At 41.7% G+C, this 12,383-nt stretch carries 10 protein-coding genes, 1 tRNA gene and 2 pseudogenes; 3 read left to right on the top strand and 10 right to left on the bottom strand.

Going from position 1 to position 12,383, the window contains the following annotated elements; genetic code table 11:
• Positions 1–6: 6 nt before the first annotated feature.
• The 5 genes from IPM65_07170 to IPM65_07150 form a co-directional block, all read right to left on the bottom strand.
• Positions 7–1,428, bottom strand: a complete 1,422-nt coding sequence (locus tag IPM65_07170; protein QQS43884.1) for a coproporphyrinogen III oxidase family protein — start codon at positions 1,426–1,428, stop codon at positions 7–9.
• Positions 1,429–1,442: 14 nt separating this feature from the next.
• Entirely contained in the window at positions 1,443–2,600 is a 1,158-nt protein-coding gene (locus tag IPM65_07165; GenBank protein ID QQS43883.1) for an IMP dehydrogenase, read from the bottom strand.
• Between the two features lie 16 nt (positions 2,601–2,616).
• Positions 2,617–3,645, bottom strand: coding sequence for an adenosine deaminase (locus tag IPM65_07160; protein QQS43882.1), 1,029 nt, complete (start codon positions 3,643–3,645; stop codon positions 2,617–2,619).
• Between the two features lie 18 nt (positions 3,646–3,663).
• Positions 3,664–4,758, bottom strand: a complete 1,095-nt coding sequence (locus IPM65_07155; GenBank protein ID QQS43881.1) for a transposase — start codon at positions 4,756–4,758, stop codon at positions 3,664–3,666.
• Positions 4,759–4,968: 210 nt separating this feature from the next.
• Positions 4,969–5,763 carry a hypothetical protein gene (locus IPM65_07150; protein ID QQS43880.1) on the bottom strand — a complete coding sequence of 265 codons (795 nt, stop codon included), beginning with the start codon at positions 5,761–5,763 and terminating at the stop codon, positions 4,969–4,971.
• Between the two features lie 142 nt (positions 5,764–5,905).
• Between IPM65_07150 and IPM65_07145 the strand changes: the two genes are divergently transcribed.
• On the top strand, positions 5,906–6,502 hold the full coding sequence (locus IPM65_07145) for a GNAT family N-acetyltransferase (protein QQS43879.1): 597 nt from the start codon (positions 5,906–5,908) through the stop codon (positions 6,500–6,502).
• Here the strand turns inward: IPM65_07145 and lysS are convergent.
• Both lysS and greA read right to left on the bottom strand, forming a co-directional pair.
• On the bottom strand, positions 6,474–8,585 hold the full coding sequence (lysS, locus tag IPM65_07140) for a lysine--tRNA ligase (GenBank protein QQS43878.1): 2,112 nt from the start codon (positions 8,583–8,585) through the stop codon (positions 6,474–6,476). The two genes, IPM65_07145 and lysS, sit on opposite strands and share 29 nt — an antisense overlap.
• Before the next feature lie 111 nt (positions 8,586–8,696).
• Positions 8,697–9,161: a transcription elongation factor GreA gene (gene greA, locus IPM65_07135; protein ID QQS43877.1), complete on the bottom strand. Its 465-nt coding sequence runs from the start codon at positions 9,159–9,161 to the stop codon at positions 8,697–8,699.
• Between the two features lie 193 nt (positions 9,162–9,354).
• Between greA and IPM65_07130 the strand changes: the two genes are divergently transcribed.
• Positions 9,355–9,430, top strand: a tRNA-Glu gene (locus tag IPM65_07130).
• Between the two features lie 692 nt (positions 9,431–10,122).
• Here IPM65_07130 and IPM65_07125 read toward each other — a convergent pair.
• From IPM65_07125 to IPM65_07115, 3 genes and pseudogenes are all read right to left on the bottom strand, one after another.
• Positions 10,123–10,485: pseudogene (locus tag IPM65_07125) on the bottom strand (recombinase family protein).
• Positions 10,474–10,935, bottom strand: a pseudogene (locus IPM65_07120) (recombinase family protein). The pseudogenes IPM65_07125 and IPM65_07120 overlap by 12 nt, the downstream one beginning before the upstream one ends.
• Positions 10,936–10,937: 2 nt before the next feature.
• Positions 10,938–11,270, bottom strand: coding sequence for a hypothetical protein (locus IPM65_07115; GenBank protein ID QQS43876.1), 333 nt, complete (start codon positions 11,268–11,270; stop codon positions 10,938–10,940).
• A 116-nt stretch (positions 11,271–11,386) separates the two neighbouring features.
• Here IPM65_07115 and IPM65_07110 point away from each other — a divergent pair, with 116 nt between their 5' ends.
• Positions 11,387–12,316: a hypothetical protein gene (locus IPM65_07110; protein ID QQS43875.1), complete on the top strand. Its 930-nt coding sequence runs from the start codon at positions 11,387–11,389 to the stop codon at positions 12,314–12,316.
• Positions 12,317–12,383 lie beyond the last annotated feature (67 nt).

The following is a 12,383-nucleotide window of genomic DNA, read 5'->3' as shown; positions in this document are numbered from 1 at the left end:
AATACGTTAATGTTGTCTGACTGAGTCCTTCATTGCTAGTATTTGTTTATCTTCCTCAGAGAAAAATATCTCGGAAAGAGCTCCGCTGTGAGCCTTTCCTTTGTCCGTATAATGCACAGCTTCATCTTCGACTGTTACAAGTCCGGCTTTCATGAGTGCCTGAAGCTGTCCGGAAAAGTGATTTTGTAAAAACTCTGTCTTCACACCTTCCTGTGACATGAGTCCTAGGATGGCATGTGACCGCTGTTTCATGTCGTCAGTCATGACAATACCGTGCATATCCGGAAAATGACCGGCTTCAATGCCCTGTTTCCAACGTGCGATACTGTTGTTGATAAACCGTACATCTTCAGAGTAGGGAAGTGCATAATGAGCATTCGGTCCGTAGCTTCTTGCCCCCGCCCCGAATCCGATGATCGGAATACCTGAGTAAATTTGTTCACCCTGCTGATATCCTTTTGTTTTTGACCAGCAAGTCAGTGACAATCTTCGATATCCTTCCTGTTGCAACCGTTCGGCTGCTCTGTCAGTTATCTCCGTGACTTCCTGTCTTGTAGGGTATGATATGAGACCATGCTGTGCCATTTTCCCGGCACGTGTTCCGGGACGAATCATATTAGGATACAGTGTTATTGTCGTAACTCCACTGCCGATCATCGTTTCGAGATCTTGTTGAAATGTCTCAGCTGATGAGCCCTGAAGTCCGATGATCAGATCTCCGTTTATATCCTCAAAGCCGGCTGAGAATGCATTTCGTATTACTTCCTGAGCAAGGCCGGGATCATATGCCCGACCGGTATTTCTCAGTACTTGCGGATCAAATGACTGAACTCCGACGCTGATTCGATTGAACAGCTTTCTCATTTCCTGCAGTTTTGCCAAATCAACGGAATCAGGAATTACCTCAATTGCCCGTTCGTGGGCAAAGTCTACAGGTCCGACCGTTTGCTCAATTGCCCGAATCATCTCACTCATATCTTCAACGGAGAGAATACTTGGAGATCCGCCGCCGAAGTAGAGGGACTGTGCTTCAACATTTCCGCCCAGTAAAGGTTTATACATCGCAGCCTCCTGTTGTACGGATGCAGCATACCAATTCGGAACATCTCTTCCGACCGCCGTGTACAGATTGCAATATGAGCATAAATGATCACGTCCTGAAGAAATGACGCCGTGTTCGGCCATACGTCGGGCATCTGTTGCAGGGGCAGGCTTGTCCGTACACCACGGAACATGGACATATACGCCGACAGGCCCCTGGTATCCGTTCCATGCTTCTGCCACGAACTGATCGGGATTCGGAATTGGTTCATACAGTCTCTTGTCAGGGTGATTGTAAATATATCCGAGTTCGCTTCCTTCTATAATATCTGCTATACGGCTATCATATTCAGATATAGAAGGAACTTCAGCTAGTGCAATTGACATATTTCAATAAGTAATTAGTAGTTTTCACCCGGATTGGTCACCAAAATATCGTGCGGATGACTTTCAGTGAGTGATGCCTGAGTGATCTGGATGAACTTCCCTTTTTCCCGTACTTCCTTGATTGTTTTTGCTCCGATGTAGTAAAGACCTGACCGGATTCCTCCGACTGCCTGATCAACTACTGATTGTACAGGTCCGTTTACCGGTACCAGGCCTTCGACGCCTTCAGCTACCAGAACCCGATCTTTATAACTTTTTCCGTGAAATTCATCTTCTGACTTGATTTCGGTTCCTTTTTGCATGGCAGCAATCGAACCCATTCCGCGATATGATTTGAATGTATATGAAGATTTTTTCTGTTTGAGAATGCTTTTAAAGCGTGACGGCACCTGATCAGGAGGAAGTTCGATGTGTTCGCCCGGTGCTTCCTGACATGAAGCAAAAAAGCTTCCCATCATCACGGTTTCGGCACCTGCCGCGAATGCTTTGACCATATCTCCCGAGTATTTGATGCCTCCGTCTGCTATGACAGGTACGCCGGCATCATGTGCCGCACGATGCGTTTCAAGAATGGCAGTGATTTGCGGGACACCCATCCCGGAAATGATACGGGTGGTACAGATTGCCCCAGGTCCCATTCCGACGCGAAGACCGTCAGCTCCTGCTTCGATGAGAGCTTTTGCTCCGTCATATGTTGCGATGCTTCCTGCAATAATATCTGTTTTCGGGTATGTTTTTTTCAGGTATTTAATTGTCTCAATGATGTAATCAGCATAACCGTGTGCAGTGTCAATTACGATAACATCGACCTCTTGTCCGACGAGAGCTTCGGCCCGTGCTTCAAAACCGGGACTTGCCCCGATTGCGGCCCCGACCTTCACACCTGCTTCTTTTGTTTTTTTTACTTCTTCTGCCTGCTCTTCAAGGGTGAGATTTCGGTGGATGATCCCGATCCCGCCCGCTTTTCCGAGAGCGATAGCAAGAGCTGATTCAGTGACTGTATCCATGGGGGAGGACACGAGAGGTACATCTATGCTGATATTTTTTGTAAGTCGTGTCGTAAGGGTGATATCCTGCCGTCTGAAATCACTGTAACCGGGGAGAAGGAGAACGTCATCAAAGGTTATTCCGTCTGAAATTATTTTTTCAGGGTAGTTATTGGTGAATTGCATCGGCAAAAGAAATGACTTATAAATAGAGATTGCTCTCTTTTTCCTTCATCGGTATGAAGGAAGCTTCAAATCCCCACTCGATTGTCTGTTTGGCCTGTTCCTGTGTCAGCATTTTTTTCTCAAGAACGTATTCATATTGTTTTCTCAAGTGTCCGTTTTCAAGAGTTTCGGGCCAGTCGGTGTTTATTGAGAATTTGACACCGCTTTCGTATAGCGTATTGAGAATAAAATGCATCTCTTTATCATCTTTGACTGCTTTAGTTAATAAGTTGCTCATAGGACAGACTTCAAGGAAAGTTCCCCGTTTTGCAAGTTCCGCCATAAGTTTCTTATCATATGCTGCTTTTATGCCGTGGCCGATACGGTCAGGGTTGATATACTCGATGAGTTCCCACATGTCATTTGTATCGTCTGTTTCTCCTGAATGGGCCGTGATGTTCAGACCGTTTTCCCGTGCGTGCTCGACGAGAGAGACATAATCTTTGAAGTGAAAACCTTTTTTGTTGTAGTTTGAAAAATCGATAGCGATTACCCCGCGGTGCCGGTATTTGATTGCTTTTTCGACAATGATTTTGTTCTGTTCATACGAAAACTGTCTGTCAAGACAGAAAATGAGTCCGGCTCGGAGCTTTGGGTACTCAAGAAGTGCCCGTTCCATTCCGCGAAGCATGGCCATAATCGCATGGTCCAGATCGACTTCGCCTTCTTTATTGTGCTTCATCGGATTTCCTCGAAGCTCATAGAGCTTAATACTGTTTGAACGGTATGCTCCACCGAGACTTTCATATACTGCCTTTTCAAGAGCGAGGGTACCGGATGAGAGCTTATCGAGAATCGGATGATAGATATCATCAAGGTACTCTTTCAATGTCATCTTGCGGTCTTTTGAGAGTACGATATGATTTACGAATTCGTGATAATCGCGCTTGGGAAGTTTGTAACCTTCACTATTGGCTATATGCCAGTATACATGCGGTGCGATTGATGACCCGATGTGGGCGTGGAGTTCTGCGAGGTTGTTAAGTAGATTTTGATGTTCCTCCATAAACTATTATAAATGATACTACAAAATTTGTAAATACGTTGTATGAGTTCCATACATATGGCACTCTTTAGGTAAAATAGATAATAGGTAATCCATAGGTGAAATATTGTTCAGGCTTTTGTGAACTCGCTTTGTATTGTACCAGACGAGGTATTCAATAAGGTGACGATTGAATGATCCGATACCGGTCCACTTGGTATAGATGTAGGGGTTCATAAATTCTTCCTGGAGTGTTCTGTTTGCTCGCTCAATAAAGGCATTGATCTTGGGACATCTGGGGTAGATAAAGAGGTGTGGGATATTGTTTTCTTCCAGATAGTCATGGAAGTTTCCCAGATACTCGAGGCCGTTATCTGTTTGTATGGTTTTTATACCATCTTGTATTGGGTATACTAGTTCCAGTCTTCTCATAAAATCAGCACCGTTTCGGCTGTTGAGTTTTGAGTATCCGTAGGAGAACTGGAATTTGAGTTTGATGTCCACTGCATTGAAGACATACAGCTTGATTCCGTGTACAAACTTCGTGATGGTATCAATCTCAATGTATCCGGTATCTTCCACCTTGGGAGACCGCTTGACCTTCTGTCGGTACTTTACTTTCCGTTTTGCAAAGCCACTTGCTGGATTGTGATAGATCCGGTAGGTCTTGCGCTGCAGGTTGTGTCTTTTGATCACTTTTCCAATGGTTGACTCAGATATAGTTGAAATTCCTTCCTGTAGGCAATACTCATCAAGTAAGGGCTTGATCTTCTCCTTTCCCAAACAAAAGTATTGTTCTCGAATCTCTTTGATAAAGGATATGACCTTCGGGTGAGTCTCCATACGTCGGGGTGTCTTTGGCTTGGTTGTCTCTGGTATCAGGCTATCCAACTGCCCTTCTGAATCTCGCCGTCTCTTCCTCCATCGAAACAATGTCCTTCGTGATATCCCATATGCATCAACTGCAGCTTGTATCCCGTACTTCTCTGCAAATGTCAGAACATCGTTTCTGATTTGTGCTACATCTGACTGATTGTAGTCTGATAGAGATCGTATCTTTTTCATAAGATCTCTATTGTACTGCCAGTCATAACTCCTAATTACTCGAAGCTGATCTCCTCCCCATTTACTCATAGATGTTAGTTCCCTATGAGTGCCATATCTTTCGTAACTTATTCATACGTTTCGTGTTGTATGAATTCGCTTGTAACACAAAATATACTTTTTATAAAGCCAGTACGTAATGGATGGCAGTTATAAAAAGATATATTTTGATTACTGCGCTCATATTATTATATCTTTATGAATCTTCAAAATGCGTATACTTCATTTTGACTTCCTATTTTACTCAAAAATCTCCATGCTTACGCAATGGACACTGCCGCCGCCTTTGAGGTATTGGGACATGGGAATTGTGATGATACGGAAGCCCATGTGGGTGAGTATATCTTTCAGTTCATTGGAGATTCCTTGAGTCATGATGAGGTCGTTTTCGAATGTGACCAGATTGCAGGCAAAATTGTTGTTGTCGGTTTCGGATGTCGGAATGACAGTTTTAAATTGCTTTTTAATGAGTGCAAGCCCTTCGTCTGTTAGCGCTTTTTCATGTACGAGCACGGTATCTTCGTTTAGTGGTGCGACACAGGTGTCGAGATGATAAAAATATTCATCAGGCAGTTCCAGTGAGAGTATTTCTTTTCCTAATATGTCCGAAAGATGAGCAGTCGCATCTTTTGAGGATCTTTTTCCGTAACCGAACAGGTAGATCTCTCCCATTTTCAGAAAGTCTCCTCCTTCGAAGTAGACATCATCAGGTAAGGTTTTTATTTCAAATCCCCTTTGTTTGAAATATTCTTCGGCTATGTCGGCTTCTTTTTGCCGTTCAGAATACTTGAAGTTTGCTTTGATAAAAATATTGTTTTCGGCATGACCGAGATCCGTGGTAAATACCTGATCCGGAAGTTCTTCGACACATCCGAGCTCTTCATACTGAATCCCCAGCTGGTCATATGCGTATGTAAGTGTATTGTATTCTTCCTGTGCTTTCGTCTTATCGATTGCGTTGTTGCGATCCATCCACGGGTTTATCTCATACCTGATATCATAGAAGGTAGGAGGACAAAGCAATAGTTTTTTCATAGAGTACAGGATAAGTTTATATCAGAACATTTATTCAGATTATAATAAGTTTCATTAAAGTATAATAGAAAATATGAATAAATTTGCAAGAATTTTAAAAAAATAAGCAATTTTTTATATTTTATAACCATTATTGATAAATATGTCAGATATCCATCTCGGTGAGGAAATAAAACGAATAGTTACAAAAGACGGCCGGGAAGTGATTTTGAGATATCCCTCCTGGGGAGACGAGGAAGGGATGAGAGAGTTTATCAATACCATGTCTTCTGAAGATACATTTATTACATTTTCTGGTGAGGTCGTCACAGAGGAAGATGAAAAACTGTATCTTACCCGGATGTTTGAAGGGATGGAAGAGGAAGACTGCATCTTAATTATTGCCGTGGCAGAAGATAAAGTTATCGGTTCAGTGTCTCTAGAAAGGAAGACTGACAGCCGACGTCGTGCCAGACATATTGCAACATTCGGAATTTCCGTCCTTCCTGAATATCGCGGCGTCGGTCTCGGTGAGGAAATGGCAAAAACAGTTTTCGAAGAAGGTGCAAAATACCTCTCGGAGATCAGGCTTATCATTCTTTACGTATATTCTCTCAATGACAGAGCGCATAACCTATACCAAAAGCTCGGTTTCAAGGATTACGGAAAACTTCCCGGCGGTGTCTGGTATCGGGATGAATATATTGATGAGATCCTGATGTATCGTGAGTTTACTTCTTCAACTCCGGCATCTGACTGAAGACATCAATGAGCTTTTGCATGTGTTCCTTAAGATCTACACCCAGCCCTTCGACACCGAGTTTTATTTCTTCACGATCGATTTTTGCTGCGAATGCCTTGTCTTTGAATTTTTTCATCACGGACTTTGCTTCCATTCCGTCAAAGCCTGTCGGTCTCATCAGACTGTAGGCATAGAGAAGCCCGGACAGTTCATCACAAGCTATAAGGGCAAAATCAAGCTGTGTCTGCGGTGCAACATCAGTCCTTCCGGATGAATGAGCATGTGCCGCCACAGCATGAATCATGCTGTTCGGATACTTCCAGTCAGCAAACCATTTCAGTGATTCATTGGGATGTTCGTCAGGATGTTCAAAATAATCAAGGTCATGAAGCAGTCCGGTGATATACCACAAGTCTTCATTCTGACCGTATTCTTTTGCATAGAGTTCCATAGCACGTGCGGTCATGTTGGCATGAAGCTTTTGATAATCTTCTTTTACATGTTCTTCAAGCAGCTTATGAGCTTCCTCACGTGTCGGCAATCCTGAAAGATCGTCAGAATCGGTTGATCTTGCTGTTTGTTTTGCAGCCTGAACGAATTTCACCTCAGGATATATTTCCTTCGTGATCTTATCTACTTCATTGCGGAGTTGAGGAAAGAGGGTGCCTTCCCGACCGGTAATATCTTCAAAAAACCAGAAAATCCGTTCGCTTTGTCCGTAACCGCTTGTAGGCGGCATGCCGTATTCAAGCATCTCAACAAAATCAATGTCAAGCATCTGTGCTTCTTCATCACCCGTTTCCCGAAGAGCCTGCTGTCCAAGAAACTGCTGCAACTGATATTGCGGATCGTTGATCTCCGTGTATCCGTTGCCGAGCTCAGATCCTGCAATGATGACATGGAATCTTTCAGTCAGACGCGGATCATCGGATTTGGCTTTTGCAAGAGGAGACATAAAAGCCGGTTCATTCACGAGAAATGCCGGACCGGCGATGTCCTTGCGGATGACTTTCCAGAGGTTGTCAATTAGTCTGTTTCTGTTCACAACTCCTGACAATTCAACTCCTGCTTCTTTTAGTTTTTGGAGCATTTTTTCCTCGGTATCTTCAAAAATATCGACATCAAATCTTTCTTTGATAGCCCGGACATAGTCAACTTCCTTCCATTCGTCAGAGAGGTCAAACTCATGTCCGCGGGAGGAAAATTTCGTCTTGCCGTACATCTTCTGTGCAAGATATCTGAAAAGATCGGTTACCAGTTTCATATTGTCACGGTAATCTGCATATGCCCAATACCATTCGAGCTGATAATATTCCTGTAAGTGTTCATCTGACAGCCCCTCATTCCGGAAATTCGGTCCGATCGTATATATTTTTTCAAATCCTCCTCCGATCAATCTTTTCTGATAAAGTTCGGTTGAGATACGAAGGTAAAAGTCCTGATCAAGCATGTTGTGGTGGGTGACAAACGGCTGAGCATCTGCGCCTCCCGTGACATGCTCCAGCACCGGAGTCTCAACTTCCATGAATCCATGATCGTTCATAAAGTCACGGCTTGCTTTCCAGAAAATGGCTTTTCGTTCAAACAATCGCTTGCGGTCGGGATTGACCACGAGATCGACATATCGTCTTCTGAATTGCTGCTCTTTATCATCAAATGTCTGCGGAAAGGGTCTGAGACACTTGGAAAGAAGTTTGAATTCTTTTACAAACAACGTGATTTCCCCCTGTTGAGTTTTATCAATTATTCCCGCAACCTGTACAAAATCACCGATATCAATCAGTTTCAGCTCTTTCCAACCCAGAAGAGATTTGGAAATATCCTCAGTAAGTTCATCTTTCTTAACGGCAATTTGGATTGAGCCGCTCTGATCCTGTATATCACCAAAAATCAGTTTCCCGTGTTCCCGTTTGCCGGTAAGCCGTCCTGCAAGAGTGACAGTTTTCCCCTGATATTCATCATAACTGTCCTTTACAGTCTGATGAAATACATCTTTTTGAGATGTGGCAGGGTAGGGATTGATACCCAGTTCCTGAAGCTTCTTCATGTTTTGTATCCGTTGGGTGCGTTGACCCAGGAGGTCACTTGATTGTTGGTTCATAGGTATAAAGCTATTATAACAGCGTACTACAATATTTCCTCTATTATAATTCAAGAATGGATCCCCGAGCGGGGTCGGGGATAACGACGCAAAGTATGATTGTGTCCGTCGTTACTTTTTGATTTTGAGGATTTTGTAGTGAATGGTACCTGCCGGAACCTCTACATCCACCATGTCTCCTTCTTTTTTTCCGATAAGTGCCTGACCGATAGGGGAGGTAGCAGAAAGTTTTTTCTGCATGAGGTCAGCTTCGAACTCACCGACAATACTGTAGGTCTCTTCACGTCCTTCGCGCTCGACCGTGACTTCGGCACCGATAGAGATACCGTGTGACGGTTGGGATTCGACAACTTCAGCGCGTTTCATCAGTTCTTCAATTTCCTTAATTCTGCCCTCTACAAATGCCAGTTCTTCTTTTGCTGCAGTATATTCACTGTTTTCGGAAAGATCTCCCATCGCACGGGCTCTCCCCAAACGATCGACTGCAGCAGGCCTCTGAGTGGTCTGCAATTCCTGCAATTCGCTCTCTAATTTCTTATATCCGTCTTTGGTAAATTGAATTTTTGTGCTTGTCATAAAAAAAGCATCCCCGTTAACTTACAGTTGCTGTCTCTGGGGATGAATGTTAGAATAATACCTTAGAAATAAGTAGTTGTCAAATGTGATAAGTGGTTATCTGAGGCTCTGTTTGAGTGTGACGTATGTATATAATGTGTATATATATTCACCAACTTATTATAAGATGTCGCATAACTACTGAAGCAATTTTGGCCCCATAGTCTAGAGGCCTAGGACACCAGGTTCTCATCCTGGCGACACGGGTTCGAATCCCGTTGGGGTCACCAAACGCGACTTGATCATTCTGAAAGTGCAGAATGTATTGATATAAAGGGCTTATTTCGTGGTTCGAATAGCCTGGATAGCTCCACACTATTCCAGAAGGAAATATCGAACCCAAAAGTACTCTAATCTGGCTGTTGTCAGATTCCTGATAGGTTTTACCAAGATCTGCAAACTTCTGCTTCATAAATTCGATAATTGATTCTAGATTATATTTTTCTAATAGCGCATCATCCTTTGTCATTTGAATAGAAGTCATTTGGTCTTCGATAATTTTGTTCTGCTCTTTAAATATTTCATCACTGTAGATCCCCGATAGGTTTTTTTGAATGAGCGCTTGTCTTAGTTCCGTCAGTCTTTTTAGCTCTGCATCTGCTTGGGTTTTCCTCTTTTGCAGTGCGGCTACTCTTTTATAATAGGTGTTTCTTAATAGTGCTATAAAAGCTTCTAAACACTCGTTAGTTGGAGTAATAGAGCGTAGATACTCAACAGTAGTGAAATCAACTTCATAAGCTTTTACAGAAGGTGTTCCACATCTATTCCTGCAAAAATAATAAGCATGCCTAGAACATTTGCCAGTGCTCCATCCGCCGGTAAATGGCGTACCGCACTTTCCGCACTTAACAATCCTTCTTAAGGGAAAATCTGGATTGTCTCTGTTTTTTTTGACAATGGGAAGCTTGATGCTGTTATTTCTCCCTGCAATTACTGCTTGAACTTTGTAGTAATGCGATTCTGTAATCATTGGTACATGCTGACCTTTAACTTCCTCAGGATATCTGGATGAGGTTAAAATACCGGCATAGAATTTATTCTTAAACATTCTGCTTATCGTTTGACGGCGCAAAGGTTTCTCTTGTCCTTTTACTTTTTGTCGAACTCCCCATTCGTTTAGAATATCCGCGATATCTTGTAATGTCTTTTTTCCAGTTGCCATCAGATCCCACGCTTTTTTAATACTGTCCCAGGTCTCTGGATCCTTGACTACATAGCCCTCAACACTTTTGTATCCGAGTGGTGCAGTTCCGTTTGTCAATCCTGCCAAAAAACGTGCTCGCATACCGTTTTTAGTTCTTTCACTTCTTACGTCGTTATCTAGCTGAGCAAAACCAGCCAAAATTGTTTCAACCAGCTTTTCAGTAGGACTATTTCCAGTTGGCTCGGTTGCAGATAATAGTGTGATTCCGCACTCAGCTAGTTTCTTTCTTATTGCCAAATAGTCTGCGGTTTGTCTGGAAATACGATCAAGTCTATAGACAATGACAGCGTCAATCTTTTTTTTGTTCTTTCTGCAATACTCAAGCATTTCTATGAGGATTGGTCTTCCGGTGATGGTTTTTGCAGATCGCCCTTCTTCTCGAAATATTTTTATAACTTCGATGCCTTTGCGAAATGCGTCCTTTGTACAGATATCTTCTTGGGTATCTAATGAAAAGTTATCTACTTGTTCCTCCGTTGAAACACGAAGATATACAACTGCGTTTTTTATTTCCTCACTTGCCTCCTTCATAGTTATGTGCCTTTCAATAAATTTTGTAATGTAACACCATCAAAAAGTTCTTTCTCGTATGCATCAAGCCAAGTATCGATAAGAAATTGAAAATCGGTAACTATTGTCTTGAGCTGCTCTTCTGTGAGATGGTCAGCAGTTTCGCCAAGCAGTCTTCTTGTCCTAGCAATTTTGTTTACTTCGTCTGATTGAGAAAATATGTTATTTAGTGCATTATCAAAAGCTTTAAAGGGAGTGGTATGAACAGAACCAATGGCAGAAGAATTTAATGTTTTCTTAGTCTTGTTTTCTGATATAGTTTCTGTTGTTTGTATAAGTAATTCTTGTTCTAGCATGGCATAGTTTAACTATATCTATAGAGATAGTATATATCCAGATAGAGATAGTTGTCAAGTGTATTTATGTTCTTTTATTAACTATTTAATAGAATTATCCGTTGTAAAATATATCCATGACCCATCACAAAATTAATCTTGAAGACAAAGTATCTATGAAAGGCGAAATATCAGGAACATACAGAAAAGTAATTGATGTTGGAACGGAAGATATTGTGATTGCACGCTTCTGGGTGCAACCTTTTAGAATCCTAGAAAGAACTACCTTTTCTGATGAGCAAAAGGGTAAAATTCAAAAGGTTTTAAATCAGCTTGCTGAAGATATGCTTTCCTTAAGAGATGACATCATGTCTTACAGTAAAGAAGTCAAAAGATACTTTGAGGGGGTGAAGTCAGGCGACTTTTATGAAAGAAAAGGTAACATTGAATATTTTAAAGAAGTATTTCATGGAAAAAAATTGGTTGAAAATTTTTATTTCCACGCAGAACTTTGTAAAAGAGATGTTTATAGACTACTCAAACTAATTGAGCCCGACTGTCCTAACTGGCCGAATATGAAGAAATTTTTTAGTAAAGATCCAATTAACTACCGCAGGCTCGAAGGAGTTTTTATTACACAATACGAAGATCTCGGAGTAATTAGAGAGATCAGAGGTTATATTGAGCACGGAGATCCTGATAAAAAGAACAAAATTGAAGAGGATTTTGATATCACAGACATTTATCTAGAAGAGACTGAAAAAGGCACTGCCTTTCATCAGCCTTATTTTAATTATCCTAATGAAGTAACAATTACTGATCTAAATGGATCAAAAAAGAATATTTCATTAGAAAAAATTACAGTAATTGACCTACTAGATAAACATTTCTGGGCAATTTTTAATGTTTGTGAAAATCTAAGTACATTTCCTCTAATAAAACACTTATCATCAGACTGGCAACCGAGATGTATAGCAATGTCCAACTACGATCCAAAGTGTCCTGTTCAGTGGATAGTAGAGCCGTCACAAACTCCACGAAGAACTGTAAATCATCCCCCTACTTAAAGATATTTTCTCTTTCCTTTTCCTATAGGCTTTGCTATACTCCAAGCATTAATTTTTCTTGGTATAT

It is taken from the genome of Candidatus Roizmanbacteria bacterium (assembly GCA_016700135.1).
Classification (GTDB): Bacteria; Patescibacteriota; Microgenomatia; order UBA1406; family GWC2-37-13; genus UBA1450.
This window is presented reverse-complemented; position numbering and strand designations above follow the sequence as displayed.